Source organism: Streptomyces sp. NPDC040610 (genome assembly GCF_055594065.1).
The window spans coordinates 860,441-875,600 of record NZ_JBVIXA010000002.1 but is presented as its reverse complement, the minus strand read 5'-3'; the positions used below and the strand labels follow the sequence as shown (position 1 = coordinate 875,600).

The window sequence follows — 15,160 nt, the reverse complement described above, 5'->3', positions numbered from 1 at the left end:
CGGCGGGCTGGTTCGCAGCGTTATCACCGGTAAACCCAGAGTGATGTGACACCAGCGTGACTCAGGGGGTGGGGGCGTGCAACTCGCGCCCCGGCCGCGCCCCTCAGTCCCGGCGCCCGCCGGTCGCGAGACGTACCGCTTCGAGGAAGGTACGGACCGTGGGCGGCCCCGCCTCCCCGGGCACCGGATCGTGCTCGCCGAGCGTCAGCAGATACCGGGTGCCGTTCACCTCGGCGAGTGCCTTGTCCTGTGGGGCGAACCATGGCTTGGCCGTGCGCACCGCGCGCAGTGGCGCGCTGTCGATCTCCGTGCCGTAACTGGTGAGCAACTCCAGCCTGCCGTCGCTGATCCGGACCTGGCCCGCATGGGTCAGCGATCGCAGCCGCCGCCCGATCCGTACGCCCGTGGCCCTGAACTCCGGCTCCGCCATGAGGCTCCGCCCCCCTCGTGCGCCTGGTGTCGACGCGCCCTCGGTGTGGTGACGCAGGGCGCCGCACGCCCGTCGTACGGCACCTGCTGGAAACCTACCCCTGTTCCGTGCGGTGCAGTGTGCACGCGCACGGCGTCGAGGACCAGTGTGCCCGGCGACGACGCACATGCCACTTCGGTGTGTGACCGGTGCGGCGCCCCGCACGGGGCCACCCGGCGGGCAAGGACCTCCTTTGGGTGCTCAAAAGGTGTGTTTATGCAGGTGAGGGCCGTGTTGTGGGTGTTTATCATCGAGGTGTCCGGCCGGACCGATCCCGTTCCGGCACGAGGCCTAAGGAGCCCGCGGTGAGCACCACCCAGCACGACCCGGCCGACGAGCCGATGGCCACCCTCGACGTGGACCGAAGCGACGACGCGTACCGCACTTGGCTGAAAGAGGCCGTGCGCAAGGTCCAGGCCGACGCCAACCGCTCCGCCGACACCCACCTCCTGCGCTTCCCGCTGCCCGAGCGGTGGGGCATCGACCTGTACCTCAAGGACGAGTCGACGCACCCGACCGGCAGCCTCAAGCACCGGCTCGCCCGCTCGCTGTTCCTGTACGGCCTGTGCAATGGCTGGATCCGTCCCGGGCGCCCCGTGATCGAGGCCTCCAGCGGCTCGACGGCCGTCTCCGAGGCGTACTTCGCGAAGCTCATCGGCGTGCCCTTCATCGCGGTGATGCCGCGCACGACGAGCGCCGAGAAGTGCCGTCTCATCGAATTCCACGGCGGCCGGTGCCACTTCGTGGACGACTCGCGCACGATGTACGCGGAGTCCGCCCGCCTCGCCGTCGAGACCGGCGGCCACTACATGGACCAGTTCACCTACGCGGAACGGGCCACCGACTGGCGCGGCAACAACAACATCGCCGAGTCGATGTTCCAGCAACTGCGCCTGGAACGGCACCCGGAGCCCGCCTGGATCGTCGCCACGGCGGGCACCGGCGGCACCTCCGCGACCATCGCGCGCTACGTCCACTACATGCAGCACGACACCCGGATCTGCGTCGCCGACCCGGAGAACTCCTGTTTCTTCGACGGCTGGACGAAGAACGACCCGGACGCGTCCAGCGACTGCGGCTCGCGCATCGAGGGCATCGGCAGGCCGCGCATGGAGCCGAGCTTCGTGCCCGGCGCCATCGACCGCATGATGAAGGTCCCCGACGCGGCGAGTGTCGCCGCGGTGCGTGCCCTGGACCGGGCCATCGGCCGCAAGGCGGGCGGCTCGACCGGCACGGGGCTGTGGAGCGCCCTCAGGATCGCCGCGGAGATGGTGGCCGCGGGCCGCACGGGCAGCGTCGTCACCCTCATCTGCGACCCGGGCGACCGCTACCTGGACAAGTACTACTCGGACGCGTGGCTCGCCGAGCAGGGGCTCGACATCGCGCCGTACGAGCGGACGATCGAGGGGCTGCTCGCCACGGGGGAGTGGCCCGCGCACGCCGACTAGGCCCGCCGGAGCCGGAGCCGGAGCCGGAGCCGGAGCCGGAGCCGGAGCCGGAGCCGGAGCCTGGGCCGGGTCAGTCGCCGTTCGTGCCGGAGAGGTGCCGGTCCAGGTTCGCCACCGCCGCGTGGAAGGACGTGCCCATGCCCCGGCGGCCGCCGCGCTTCATCAGGAAGCGCGTCAGGGCCACGGCGTCCGCGGCGTACGTCCACTGCACGCGGGTACCCGCGCCCCGGCCGTCGGTCGGCTCCAGCGGGATGAGCCGCCACTCCTCCACCAGGGCGCGCAGGCCGGGGAAGTTGGTCAGGTCGACGCGGTAGGCGTACCGCGTGGGCGCGTCCGTGGCGAGGAAGGTCTCGCGGAACCAGAAGCGGCCCTGGATGCGCACCAGGCGCCCCAGGCCGTCGTCGAAGGGCCTCGCGTACACGACCGAGCTGTGCCACGCGGGCAGGCGCCGGACGTCCTCGAGGACCTCGTACACCGCCTTGGGCGGCGCCGCGACATCGTGCGTGAACACCAGACGGACCGGAGCGGTCTCGAGGAACTCCAGGCCCTCGGGCCGCAGTCGGCGTGGCATGAACGCGACCCCCTGGCGGGACGAGGCGGTGGACCGGGCCCGACCACCATAGCCGGGGGCCCGTCAGAAGTCCCCGGAGTTCTCCTCGCCGGCGGTGCCCGGAACGTCGGCGGTGTCCACGGCGTCCTCGGGCGCGCCCGCGACCAGGAGCCGCCGCAGCTGCTCGGAGATCTCCGCGCGGGCCCGCGCGGGCAGTCCCGCGTCCGTCACCAGCGTGTCCACCTGGCCGAGCGTCGCGAACGAACTCAGGCCCACCGTGCCCCACTTGGTGTGGTCCGCGACCACGACCACCCGGCGCGCGGACTGCACCAGGCGCCGGTTCGTCTCGGCCTCCGCGAGGTTGGGCGTGGACAGACCGGCCTCCGCCGATATGCCGTGCACACCGAGGAACAGCACGTCGAAGTGGAGCGCCGCGATCGCCTGGTCGGCGACCGGCCCGACCAGCGAGTCCGACGGCGTGCGCACCCCGCCCGTGAGGACCACCGTGGCCGCGCCCTGCCGCTGGCCGGAGCTGCGCTGCGCGGAGTGGAAGACGTCGGCGACCCGCACCGAGTTCGTGACGACCGTCAGGTCCGGGACGTCGAGCAGCTGATGGGCGAGCGCGTACGTCGTGGTGCCGCCGGAGAGCGCGATGGCCGTGCCCGGCGCCACCAGGGTCGCCGCGGTCCGCGCGATGTCCTCCTTGGCGCTCAGCTCCAGTCCCGACTTGGCCTCGAAGCCCGGCTCGTGCGTGCTGGCCTCGGCCACCGGCACGGCGCCGCCGTGCACCTTCTCCAGGACGCCGAGACGGGCGAGCGCGTCCAGATCACGACGGACGGTCATGTCCGACACGCCCAGTTTCCTGGTCAGTTCATTGACCCGGACGCCGCCGCGGCGGCGGACCTCGTCGAGGATCAGGGCGCGACGCTGCTCCGCGAGGAGGTTCTGATTCTCACTCACGTCAGGTCCGGCCCTTTCGCCTAGTCAAGCCCTTCACCGGGTCGCCTCATCCTCGCACGAGCCGTCGTTGCGGGTGCCACCGACCGGGCGGCCCCGCCATCCGGAAGGGGGACCTGCCGAAGGGGGAGATTACGTGAGGGTGGCTGCGTGCGGGGCGGGAAACGGCGATCCTTGTGTCCCTGCACGGCTTGCATGGCCGGTACACGGCTCATGACAGCGCACGACTCGGGGGAAGCGGAACAGTGGAGCGCGCCACGGCGGCCCGGACCGCCCGGAACAACGGACCGGCACACCCGAACCATCCGGAGGACCCAGGCCCCACGGCACACGGCGACGAGGCCGAGCCGATCGCCCTGGAACTCCTCGTCCACGGCGTCGGCGGCACCACGCCCGAGGAGATGCTCGACGACCCCCGCACCGTCCGCGTGTCCGGCGACGGCACCGCCGCCGTGTATCGCCGCGCCGACGACGTGGACGCCGAGTCCCGCCCGGCCGACCACCGCGACCGTCCGGTCCCGGAGGCCTACGTCTGGTCCAACCTGACCTCCGGCAACGGCTCCCGCGCCCTGTGGCTGCTGCTCCTGCCGTTCATGGTCGTCAACCTCGCCCACTGGATGCGGCCCACGGCCCGTCGCGCGAAACGCGCCGTGCGGACGTACGGCCTGCTGGTGCGCCTGGTAGCCCTCAGCCTCACCGTGCTCCTGGTCGCCGCCGCCTGCGAGATCGCCATCGACCTGACGGCCTGGCAGTGCGCGGGCACCCGCGCCTGCGTCGACGACCACTCCTGGCTCGGCTTCCTCGCGCCCGAGTCCGCCGGGGGCGGCGGCTGGTGGTCGCAGCCCGGCCGCCGCCTCGCGCTCGCCGCGCTCCTTCCCGCCGCGCTCACCGGCCTGCTCTGGTACCTGTCCCACCGCACCTGGAGCGCGTACGAGTCCCAGCAGCCCCTCTCCCACCAGCCGGACCCGGAGGAGACCAGCCGCAACGCCCTGGGCAAGCCCGGCTTCTGGTACGGCCGCAGGCTCGTCGCCCGGCTGCGCGCCGCCCACACGGCCGCGGGCCTCCTCACGGTCGCCGCCGCCGTCGGCGCCTCGGCCGCCCGGTACGACCGCGGGGCCGGCGGGCCCGCCCTCCTCGACGTCCTCGGCTGGGCGCTGGAGTCGGCCCTGGTCGCCGCGGGAGCCGTCGTCGTGTGGGTGGTCTGCCGCCGCGGCCGCAGCGAGAACCGCCTCGACCGGCGCCTGGACCGCACCCTGGTGCGCCGACTGCCCCTCGCCGCCCTCGCCCTGCTCGTCCTCGCGGTCCTGTACGCCGGATGGTCACGCCCCGGCTGGACCTCGGCCGGACGGCTGCCCGGCAACACGACGTTCGGCGGCATCACCCTCGTCCAGGGCGCCCTGGTGCTCGCCCTCGCCGTGGTCGCCACGCACATCCACCGCACGTCCCCGGACGCCCGCACCGCCGTCCGCGGCCTCGGCGGGCCCGCCGTCGCCATGCTGGCCTGCGCCCTCGGCGGCGTGATGTCGGGCGGTGGCTCGCAGCGCGTCGCCGACTGGCTCGACGGGTCGGGCTCACCCGGCGCGGGCGGCTCGATCGACGGCCCGCCCGCACTCCTCACCTGGCAGGCCTCCGTCATCCCGCCGCTGCTCGTGGTCGTCGCCGCCCTGTGCGGCTGGCTCGCGGTGCGCACCGCCCAGCGGCTGCGCCGGGAGCTGGCCCAGGTGCCGCGCGACTACCCGGACGAGCGTCCCGACACCGCCCGTACCCGCCGCATCGCGAGCACCCGCGCGGGCGCCGCCCTCACCGACCGGGTGCCGCAGATCGTCGGCGTGACCTCGGCCGCGACGCTGGTGCTCGGCGCGGCGGCCCTCGTCGGCGCCTGGGTCACCGACAAGGTGCCGGGCGAGGCGGCGAAGAGCGCGCCCGCCTTCGTCGAGGGCACCGCCGAGACCGCGCAGGCCCTCGGCTCCTGGCTGATCGGCCTCGGCTTCATACTGTTCGTCACCTGGGGCCGCCGCGCCTACCGCGACCCCTCGGCCCGCCGCACCATCGGCATCCTGTGGGACGTCGGCACGTTCTGGCCGCGCGCCGCCCACCCCTTCGCGCCGCCCTGTTACGCGGAGCGCGCGGTGCCCGACCTGACCTGGCGGATGCACACCTGGACGCGCGCCACCGGCGGCCGCCTGGTCCTCTCCGGCCACTCGCAGGGCAGCGTGCTCGCGGCGGCAGCGGCCTGGCAACTGCTGCCCTCCGTACGCAAACGCGTCGCGCTGCTCACGTACGGCTCACCGCTGGAGCGCCTCTACGGCCGCTGGTTCCCCGCGCACTTCGGCCCCGCCGCCCTCAGCTCCCTGCACCGCGAGGTCGACTGCTGGCGCAACCTGCACCGCCCCACCGACCCCATCGGCGGCCCCGTACGGCTCCACGGCGACTGTGGCCCGCAGGTCGACAGGGAGCCCCTGAAGGACCCGCTCGCGTACGGCCGCACCGAGGCCCACCCGCTGCCCGCGCCGATCCTCGGGCACGGCGACTACCAGGCGGACCCGGCGTTCGCGGAGGAGCGGGGGCGGCTGCTCGCCCGGCTGCGGCCGGCGGTGCCGAGGCCGAGGCCGGAGGGGGAGGGGGCGACCGAAGCCGCTGTGGAGGTGGGCGCCCCCGGGGCCGCGACGGCGGCGCCCGACGCTACAGCAGGTCCGGAAGGTCCGGAAGGTCGTCCGCGTACAGCAGGGTGAGGTCGTCCGTGCTCGGCGCGCCGAGCTGGGCGACCCGGCCCGCGTGGCGCTCCACCATCGCCTCGAACGTCTGCCGCGCCGTGCGGCCGTTGCCGAACGCCGGGCCCTTCGGGATCGCCGTGAAGTACTTGAGCAGTGCCTCGCCCGCTCCCGGGCCGAGCGTGTACTCGTGCTCCTCGGCCTGCTGCTCGACGATGCGCAGCAACTCCTCCGGCGCGTAGTCGCCGAAGGTGATGGTGCGCGAGAAGCGGGACGCGACGCCGGGGTTGACGGACAGGAAGCGGCTCATCTCCGCCGTGTAGCCCGCGACGATGACCACGACCGCGTCGCGCTGGTCCTCCATCAGCTTCACGAGCGTGTCGATGGCCTCGCGGCCGAAGTCCCGCCCGGAGTCCTCCGGCGACAGCGCGTACGCCTCGTCGATGAACAGCACGCCGCCACGGGCCCGTTCGAAGGCCTCCTGGGTGCGGATCGCCGTCGACCCGATGTGCTCGCCGACCAGGTCCACGCGGGACACCTCGACGAGATGGCCGCGCTCCAGGACGCCGAGCGAGGCGAGGATCTCGCCGTAGAGCCGGGCGACGGTCGTCTTGCCGGTGCCGGGGGAGCCCGTGAACACCAGGTGGCGGCGGACGGAGGCCGCCTTCAGGCCCGCCTCCTGACGGCGCCGCCCCACCTCGATCATGTCGGTGAGGGCCCGCACCTCGCGCTTGACGCTCTCCAGGCCGACCAGTGTGTCGAGTTCGCCGAGCACGTCCTTCGACGAGCGGGACTGCTGCTCGGGCACCGCGGGGACGGGCTCCTGCGGCTCGCGCCGGGCGGGCACCGCACCGAGCAGCCCCGGGGACTGCGTGGCCGTCTGCGTGACCGGCTCCGGCGCGGCCGGGCGGACGCTCGCGCTCTCGTCGCTCGTGCAGTCCTCGACGAGCGGCCCGTCCTCCGCGAACTCGTAGCCCCCGCGCGCGCAGCGCTCCGTACGGCACCTGCGCAGTGTCGTACGACAGCCGTCGATCACATGGAAGCCGTAGCCGCCGCTGCCGGTGACCTTGCAGCGGTCCAGGCTGCCGCGGCCGCCCGCGGAGACGTAGAAGCCCGCCTCGGCGGGGGAGGTGACCGTGCACCGCTCGATCGTGGGATCGGCGCCCTTGGTGACGATCACGCCCGTCTGGGTGCCGTCCACCGTGCAGCCCGCGAGGACGCCGCCGCTGCCGTGGTCGCGGAACCAGGCGCCGGTCGCGGCCTCGCGGATACGCACGTCGTCCAGCTGGGCGGTCGCGCCGTCGCTCACCGACACCGCCGTGTTGCGCACCTGCGTCAGGTCACTGTCTATGACGTCGACACGCGATCCCCGGTCGAGGACGAACAGCGCGTCCGGCACGTCGTGCACCCGGCACGACTCCAGGACGGCCGTCGCGCCGTCGCTCACCCACACCGCCGGATAGTCGCCCGTGCTGTCGTGGATCTCGCACTGGTTGGCGTCGACGCGCGTGCCCGGGTCCCACACCGACAGGCCGTTGCGGCCGAACTCGCGGACGGTGGTGCGCGTCAGCGTCAGGACCGAGCGCGAGCGCAGGTCGACCGCGTTCTCCGGGATGTCGTGGATGCGGCAGTCGGCGAGGGTGAGGACGGCGTCGGTGTCGAGGGTGACGCCGTCGGACGTCGTGCGGTGCACGTCGCAGTCCGTCAGGTGCGCCGTGGCCCGCGCGGTGATCTGCACGCCCGAGCCCTTGATCTCGTACACCTCGCAGCCGACGGCCTCCAGGCCGCTGCCCTCACCCGTGACGGACAGACCGGCGCCCGAGGCGTGGTGCACCCGGCAGCGCTCGAGGCGCGGGTGCCCGCCGCCGCGCACCGCGACGCCGGACTGGCCCGCGGCGACGACCTCGCACTCCTCGAACACCCCGCCGCCGCCGTCGAGCACGCCGATGCCGATGCCGCCCGGGTTGTCGACCGTGCAGCGGCGCAGGGTCGGGCGGGCGCCGCCGCGCACCTCGATCCCGGCGGCGGAGCGCGTCATCACCCGCACGTCCGTCAGCTCCGGGGCACCGTCCTCGATGAGCAGCGCGGGCGCGGCCGAGTCCTGGCCCTCCACATGGAGGTCCTGCACGAGCGCGGACGCCCGCACCGTCAGCGGCACCCCGTCCACCGGCGCGATGCGCACGGAGCCGGGGGAGCCCTCGGGGCCGCGCAGCGTGACCGCACGCTGCACGACGAGGTTCTCGCGGTACGTCCCCGGGGCCACCGTCAGGACGTCCCCGTCGCCCGCGGCCTCCAGGGCGGCCGCCAGCGATGCGTACTCGCCTGTGCGGCGCCGCCACCGCGACGTACCGGTGTGCGTCACCTGGACCGTGCCCTGTGCCATGGAGTTGCTCTGCCCCCACCTCGAAGTTCGCGGGACCTCGCGCCCGCGCGCAAGGAGACCGAAGAGTTCGCCCGGTCCACCGTAGCGCGCGGAGGGAGGGCGAGTTGACCTGATGGCCACGCCGACGACCACGTCCCCACCTGCGCAAGCACGGGCACCCGGGGGCGGGGGCGTGTGGGGTGGGTCGGTCGGGGCTCCCGTACGCGGATGCGCGGGCGGTTCGTGCTCGTGGGCTCAAGGGCTTCCGTGCTCGCTTCTCGGGCGCCCACTGGTGCGCGCCTGTTCAGGCGGTTTGCGTGTTCGCCTGCCAGGGCGCCCGCGCTCACGCGCTCCAGCGTTTCCGCGCTCGCCGGGTCAAGTGCCCGTGTTCGCCCCCTCAAGCGTCTGCGCCCACCTCCCCAAGGCGCCGTATCTCCAAGGGGCCGTACTCTCTCGCCCCCCTCAATCAGGCGTCCGCGCCCGCCTGCTCCAGTGCCGCCGCGCTCGCCCGCTCAAGCGCCCTGGGCTCGCCTGCCCGACGAGTGCGTCCCGGATGAGCCCAAGCCCGCGCTTGCCTGCTCAGGGGCCTGCCTTCGGACCTGCGCCCGCGTGCCCAGCGCCCCAGGGCTTCCGCGCCCCCCGGTCAGTTTCCACGCCCACGCGCTCAACTGCCCTCGCCCTCAACTGCCCTCACCCGCCTGCCCTGGGCCGACGCGCCCGTCCCCCTAGGCGCCCCCGCCGGCTCACGCACCGGTCCCCGCCCGCCCCCAGTCCGGCCCCGCCTTGTCCCAGGCCTGGTCCCAGCGGGCGTAGCGGCGGCGGACGGCGCGCCAGACGACGAGGCGGCGGGTGCCCTCGATGAGGCCGGCGCAGGCGAGGGTGGCGCCGAGGCCGGCCAGGGCGGCGTGGGTCGTGGCTGTGGCGGTGTCCAGGGGGCGGCCGACGATGCGGCCCTCGGCGTCGGTCCAGACCCGGAACCGGTCGCCCGGGCGCGGGGACTTGAGGTCGGAGGCGACCGTGCCCGCGCGGCCCGAGCCGTCAGGGCCGGTCCAGCTCGCGAGCACCCGGCGGTGCGCGTCGCGCGCGGATGAGGTCTCGGGGTCGGGGTCGAGCGGGGGCTGGTCGAGCTTCTGCAGGACGGTGGCGGTGACGCTGTGGCGGGCCTCGCGCTGGGCCTGGACCGACCGCAGCAGCGCGTCGTGCGTCAGGACACCGGCGACCGCGCCGACGACGGGGGCCGCGACGACGATCAGCACAAGGGCGGCGAGCGCCACCCAGGCCTCGGCGAGGTCGGTGCCGCGGCGCAGCGGATTGTGGCGCCAGCGCCAGAGTCCGGCGATCGCTCGCACAGTCCTGCACCCCCTTCCGCGTCCGTGATAGCCGCGAACGGCACGGCGCACGCCCCGAAGGCGGGAAGAGAGAGCGACATCACTCCGCGCGACCGCACGCGCCCTCACCCCGCCGGGACCCCGCCCGCGTGCCGCGGGTGGGGCAGCCGGGTCTCACCGAGCCTCCATCGGCTTCAACGTCCTTCCACCGACGTCGAGTTCCCCGGCCGCGCGGTGTTCATTCGAGGATCGTCAGCGGGTCACCGATTCGAATGGTTCCGGTCGATTCCGGGATCAGATTCAGACCGAAGAGCAACTGGTCCCCGCTGCGGCGATGCCGGGCGAGCGTGCGCAGCGGCTCCTTGCCGCGCTCGGCGGTGCGCTGGTCGGTGGTCGTGACGACGCACCGCGCACACTTCCTGGCCACGCGGAACTCCACGGCGCCGATGGCGAGGCGCGACCAGTCGTCCTCCGCCCACGGCGCGACGCCCTCCACGACCACATTCGGCCGGAAGCGGTTCATGGGCAGCGGGCCCTCGTCCGCGTGGTCGCCCTGTGCGATGAGGGAGTTCAGCGCGTCCAGCGAGGACAGCGTGGTGAGCAGCAGCGGGAAGGCGTCGGCGAACGAGACGGTCTCGCCGGGCCTGCCGTACTCCGTGTTGACGGGGCGCCGCGTCGCCGGTGCGTCCAGGTGCCCCAGACGCACGTCCAGGTCGAGGAAGGCGCTGAACCAGGCGTCCGCCGCGGGATCGGCGGGAACGGCCTCGGACTTGTCCCGCAGGAACTCCACGGGCACGGTCTCGCCGGGCTCCGGGACGCCGACAGCGAGCGGCTCCATGCCGGGCGCGGACACACGTATGCCGCCGTCGGCCAGCGGCTCGACGGCGGCCAACGCGAGGCGCGGATGGGGCCGTTGCGTCACGGCCCTGCCCGCGCTGTCGATCAACACCCATCTGCGGTCACCCGCGAGCCCCCAGGGCTCCACGACGGCCTCACGCGCAGCGTGCCCCCCGGCCGCCTTCAGCGGGTGGATGTGGATCGAGTGGAGCAGGGCAATCGACATACGGCCATCCTGCCAGCGGGCACTGACAGCGAGGGCCGCCGCCGATCAGTAGCCCCGGTACTGCCGGTTGTACGGGTCCTCGTGCGGCGCCGGGGCCGGGCGGGGCGCCGCGGGACGCATCGCCTCGTACCCCGTACCGCCCATGGGGCGCTGCTGCTGGGGTCCGGGGTAGCCGCGCGGGGCTCCGGCCTGCTGCGGGATGTACGGCGCCGGGGCCTGTTGCAGCGGTGCGGGCTGCGGGGCGGGCGCGTAGCCGTACGCCGGGTTCGGGTGGGCCGCGGCGGGCATGGGCGCCGGGGCCATGGCGGCCGCGGGATAGCCCGAGGGGCCGGAGGGCAGGGCGGGCAGCGCGGCCGGGAGGGCGGGGAGGTGGCTGCCCGTGTCGTACGCGGAGGGGACCCGGATCGGGGCGATCTGCGGGGTGCCCCGCTCGGCGACCAGCGAGTCGTAGATCGGGGTGTCCGGGAAGGACGGCGCGGAGTAGTAACCGCCGCCATAGGTGGAGCGGGGGGAGGTCATGCTCCATAAGTTAAGCCCTTGATGTGCTGGTTGGGGAGACCGATAAGAGGGTTGTTTTACGTGTCGCCAGGGGCTGCGGATCCCCAATGCGAGCGAACTTGGGAAAATCGGTCGCGTGACGACGTACGGATCGTGTAAATAGCGCGTTCCTCAGGGGTTACTCGCGGTCGACCGGGGGCTGTCGAGGGCCGTTGCCGGGACCGCGTGTACGCCTCTTCGAATGCCAGGTAATAGGTTGGGCGGGAACGCAACGGCGGCCCGGACGACCCGGCAACTTGTGATGGGGGCAGACATGTCAATGGCCAAAGGTTCGAATGTTCCCGTGCCGGCACCCGCGGTGCGGGTCGAATTGGGATGGGGATCCGGGCCGGGGGTGCCGGACGCCGACGCCTCCGCGCTGTTGCTCGACGCCTCCGGGAAGGTGCGCTCGGACGCGGACTTCGTCTTCTACAACCAGGCGACGCACGCCTCCGGAGCGGTGCGCCACGAGGGCAAGCAGGCCGCGGGCGGCGGCGTGACCGACACGCTGGTCGTCGACCTCGCGCGCGTGGAGCCCGCCGTGGAGACGGTGGTGCTCGCCGCGTCCTCGGACGGAGGCTCGTTCGGCAAGGTCCCCGGCCTGCACGTCCGGGTCGTCGACGCCGCGAGCGGCGCGGAGATCGCGCGCTACGACAGCGCAGACGCCAGCGTCGAGACGGCCTTCGTGCTCGGCGAGCTGTACCGCCGTCAGGGCGCGTGGAAGTTCCGCGCCGTCGGCCAGGGCTACAGCAGCGGCCTCGAAGGCCTGGCGACGGACTACGGCATCTCGGTCGACGAGCCCCAGCAGGCCGCCCCCGCCGCCCCACCGGCCCCCGCGCCCACCCCGGCCCCCGCGCCGCCGGTCGCCGCCCCCGCGCCCCCCGTCGCGGCGCCCGCGCCCGCCCCGGCCTCCCCGCCGCCGCCCCCCGCCGCGCCCGCCCAGCCGGTGCGCCTCACCAAGGTCACGCTGACCAAGGAGGCGCCGTCGGTCTCGCTGACCAAGCAGGGCGGCACGTCGGGCGCGCTGCGCGTCAACCTCAACTGGGAGGTGCGCAAGCAGTTCAAGGGCTGGGCCAGCAAGCTCGGCCGTGCCGTCGCCATGCACGCGGACCTCGACCTCGACCTGTGCGCGCTCTTCGAGCTCACCGACGGCCGCAAGGGCGTCGTCCAGGCGCTCGGCAACGCCTTCGGCGCGCTGAACCAGCCGCCGTACATCCTCCTCGACGGTGACGACCGCACCGGCGCCGTGTCGACAGGCGAGAACCTGACGGTCAATCTTGACCACTCGAACGAACTGAAGCGTCTGGTCATCTTCGTGACCATCTACGAGGGCGCGCGCAGCTTCGCCGACCTGAACGCCACGGTCACGCTGACCCCGCAGCACGGCGCGCCCATCGAGTTCTCCCTCGACGAGTGCACGGTGCCCTCCACGGTCTGCGCCCTCGCGCTCATCACCAACAACGGCGGCGAACTCACCGTCCAGCGCGAGGCCCGCTACCTGGTGCCCGAGCGCGGCGTGAGCCCGCAGCGGACCATCGACTACGCCTACGGGTGGGGCATGAACTGGACCCCCGGCCGGAAGTGACCTCCACGCCGGAGGAGCCCCGGGCCTTCTAGGGCCGGGACTCCTCCGGCGCGGTCGTGTCGGGGCGCGCGTACGTGCGGCCCTTCCAGGCCGCGCCGCGCCCCCGGTAGTGCTGCACCGCGGAGTCCACGGTCATCAGGAGGTACAGGAACGCGGTCGCGGGCAGCGTGAGCGCGAGCCACGCGGGCTGGCGGTAGTAGCGCAGCATCGGCAGGTACGTCGCGGTCATCACGAGCCACGCGAGACCACCGCACAGCGCGGCGCCCGCGGAGCCCGTCGCGAGGCCCGCGAACAGCGCCACCGGCGGCGCCAGATACACCACGGCGAGCCCGGCCACCGTCCCGACGAGCAGCGCCGGGCTGTGCCGCAACTGGGCGTACGCGCTGCGCGCCACCATCCGCCACAGGTCCGCGAGCCGCGGATAGGGCCGCACGCTGTCGACACGGTCGGCGAGCCCCAGCCAGATGTGTCCGCCCGACCGCTTGACCGCCCGGGCGAGCGCCACGTCGTCGATGACGGCGTGCCGGATCACGTCGGGGACCCGGGCCCGCTCGGCCGCGTCCGCGCGCAGCAGCACACAGCCACCGGCCGCCGCCGCGGTCCGCCCGCCCTTCCGCGCGATCCAGCGGAAGGGATAGAGCTGCGCGAAGAAGTAGACGAACGCGGGGACGACGAGCCGTTCCCACAGGCTCACCACCCGCAGCCGCGCCATCAGCGAGACCAGGTCGTAGCCGCCCGTCGTGGCCGCGGCCACCAATGTCCGCAGGCTGTCCGGCCTGTGCGCGATGTCCGCGTCGGTGAGCAGCAGGAACTCGGGCTCGCGCGCGCGTGCCAGGGTCATGCCGTGCCGCACCGCCCAGAGCTTGCCGGTCCAGCCCGCGGGCGGCTCACCGGGCGAGGTGACGGTGAGGGCCAGCCCGCCGTGCCGCTCCGCGAGGGACCGGGCGAGGGCGCCCGTGCCGTCGCTGCTGCCGTCGTCGACGAGGAACACCTCGGCGTGCCCCGGATAGTCCTGCCCCAGCAGCGACGGCAGGCTCGTCGGCAGGACCTCGGCCTCGTCCCGCGCGGGCACGACCACCGCCACCGACGGCCAGACCTTGGGGTCCCGGCGCGAGGGCAGCCGGTGTCCTGTACGCCAGAAGAAGCCCTGTCCGACCAGCAGCCACAGCCACGCGGCGAGCGAGGCGGCGGCGATCCACACAACGGCGCTCATCCGCCGCAGTCTGCCCCACCCCGCCGGGCTTGTCCGGCTCATCGTCTAAGGTGACCGGGTGAAGATCGCGCTGATGGACTCCGGTATCGGACTGCTCGCCGCGGCCGCGGCGGTACGGCGGCTGCACCCCGGCGCCGACCTCATCCTCTCCTCCGACCCGGACACGATGCCCTGGGGCACGTCCGAGAAGCTCATGGAGCTGGCCCTCGCCACCGCCGACGCCGCGGCGGCGCACCGCCCGGACGCCCTGATCGTGGCCTGCAACACCGCCTCCGTGCACGCTCTGCCCGCGCTGCGGGCCCGGCTCGAGCCCGACCTGCCCGTCATCGGTACCGTCCCGGCGATCAAGCCCGCGGTGGCCACCGGCGGCCCCGTCGCGATCTGGGCCACGCCCGCCACCACCGGCAGCCCCTACCAGCGCGGCCTGATCGAGGAGTTCGCCGCGGGCGTCACCGTCACCGAGGTGCCCTGCCCCGGCCTCGCCGACGCCGTGCAGCAGGCCGACGAGGAAGCCATCACGCGCGCCATCGCGACCGCCGCCGCCCTCACCCCGCCCGATGTAACGACCGTCGTCCTGGGCTGCACCCATTACGAGCTGGTCGCGGAGCGCATCCGCGCCGCCGTGCAGCAGCCCGGATCGAGGCCGCTCGTCCTGCTCGGCTCGGCCGAAGCCGTCGCCGCGCAGGCGCTGCGCCGGATCCGCGAGCGCGACGCGGCCGACCCGGAGGGCGCGACGGACGCCTCGTACGACGCCGATCGTGCCGAAGGCACCCTCACGGTGCTCCTCGGCGGCCGCGAGGCCGCGCTCCCGAGCGCCGCCCTCACCTACGCGGAGGGACGACTCCTCGCGGCGTCCGCTCCGACCGTCAAGGCCTGAGGTCGGAACGTACGAGGGCCCGAGGGCCTGCCGGAGGACCGGAAGGGGGCCCTGTGCCGC

Annotated in this window: 12 protein-coding genes; 4 read left to right on the top strand and 8 right to left on the bottom strand. The window is 73.9% G+C overall.

All coding sequences use genetic code 11. The features are described 5' to 3' along the window. Window positions 1-103: 103 nt before the first annotated feature. The gene (locus ACZ6AA_RS10110) at window positions 104-430 is read right to left on the bottom strand and encodes a hypothetical protein (protein WP_468458329.1); all 327 of its coding nucleotides are present in this window, start codon (window positions 428-430) and stop codon (window positions 104-106) included. Window positions 431-810: 380 nt separating this feature from the next. Between ACZ6AA_RS10110 and cds1 the strand changes: the two genes are divergently transcribed. Next, window positions 811-1,917: an L-cysteine desulfhydrase Cds1 gene (gene cds1, locus ACZ6AA_RS10105; protein WP_468458540.1), complete on the top strand. Its 1,107-nt coding sequence runs from the start codon at window positions 811-813 to the stop codon at window positions 1,915-1,917. 70 nt (window positions 1,918-1,987) lie between these two features. Here cds1 and ACZ6AA_RS10100 read toward each other — a convergent pair whose 3' ends face one another. Then, the gene (locus tag ACZ6AA_RS10100) at window positions 1,988-2,488 is read right to left on the bottom strand and encodes an SRPBCC family protein (RefSeq protein ID WP_468483188.1); all 501 of its coding nucleotides are present in this window, start codon (window positions 2,486-2,488) and stop codon (window positions 1,988-1,990) included. A 63-nt stretch (window positions 2,489-2,551) separates the two neighbouring features. After that, window positions 2,552-3,427, bottom strand: coding sequence for a DeoR/GlpR family DNA-binding transcription regulator (locus ACZ6AA_RS10095; RefSeq protein WP_468458325.1), 876 nt, complete (start codon window positions 3,425-3,427; stop codon window positions 2,552-2,554). A 347-nt stretch (window positions 3,428-3,774) separates the two neighbouring features. Between ACZ6AA_RS10095 and ACZ6AA_RS10090 the strand changes: the two genes are divergently transcribed. Next, window positions 3,775-6,156: a hypothetical protein gene (locus ACZ6AA_RS10090; RefSeq protein WP_468458538.1), complete on the top strand. Its 2,382-nt coding sequence runs from the start codon at window positions 3,775-3,777 to the stop codon at window positions 6,154-6,156. Here the strand turns inward: ACZ6AA_RS10090 and ACZ6AA_RS10085 are convergent. From ACZ6AA_RS10085 to ACZ6AA_RS10070, 4 genes are all read right to left on the bottom strand, one after another. Then, window positions 6,107-8,518 (bottom strand): right-handed parallel beta-helix repeat-containing protein, encoded by a 2,412-nt coding sequence (locus tag ACZ6AA_RS10085; protein WP_468458323.1) that lies wholly within the window; start codon window positions 8,516-8,518, stop codon window positions 6,107-6,109. The two genes, ACZ6AA_RS10090 and ACZ6AA_RS10085, sit on opposite strands and share 50 nt — an antisense overlap. Window positions 8,519-9,240: 722 nt before the next feature. Next, window positions 9,241-9,846, bottom strand: a complete 606-nt coding sequence (locus ACZ6AA_RS10080; RefSeq protein ID WP_471457303.1) for an Rv1733c family protein — start codon at window positions 9,844-9,846, stop codon at window positions 9,241-9,243. 217 nt (window positions 9,847-10,063) lie between these two features. Continuing rightward, window positions 10,064-10,888, bottom strand: coding sequence for an MOSC domain-containing protein (locus tag ACZ6AA_RS10075; protein ID WP_471457301.1), 825 nt, complete (start codon window positions 10,886-10,888; stop codon window positions 10,064-10,066). 45 nt (window positions 10,889-10,933) lie between these two features. Beyond that, window positions 10,934-11,407 carry a DUF6643 family protein gene (locus ACZ6AA_RS10070; RefSeq protein WP_030358088.1) on the bottom strand — a complete coding sequence of 158 codons (474 nt, stop codon included), beginning with the start codon at window positions 11,405-11,407 and terminating at the stop codon, window positions 10,934-10,936. 280 nt (window positions 11,408-11,687) lie between these two features. Here ACZ6AA_RS10070 and ACZ6AA_RS10065 point away from each other — a divergent pair, with 280 nt between their 5' ends. Then, a complete protein-coding gene (locus ACZ6AA_RS10065; protein WP_471457299.1) occupies window positions 11,688-13,010 on the top strand; it encodes a TerD family protein in 1,323 nt (440 codons plus the stop codon). Between the two features lie 28 nt (window positions 13,011-13,038). Here the strand turns inward: ACZ6AA_RS10065 and ACZ6AA_RS10060 are convergent, their stop codons facing one another. Further along, entirely contained in the window at window positions 13,039-14,223 is a 1,185-nt protein-coding gene (locus tag ACZ6AA_RS10060) for a glycosyltransferase (RefSeq protein ID WP_468458315.1), read from the bottom strand. Window positions 14,224-14,281: 58 nt separating this feature from the next. Between ACZ6AA_RS10060 and ACZ6AA_RS10055 the strand changes: the two genes are divergently transcribed. Further along, a complete protein-coding gene (locus ACZ6AA_RS10055; RefSeq protein WP_468458313.1) occupies window positions 14,282-15,100 on the top strand; it encodes a glutamate racemase in 819 nt (272 codons plus the stop codon). Window positions 15,101-15,160: the final 60 nt, after the last annotated feature.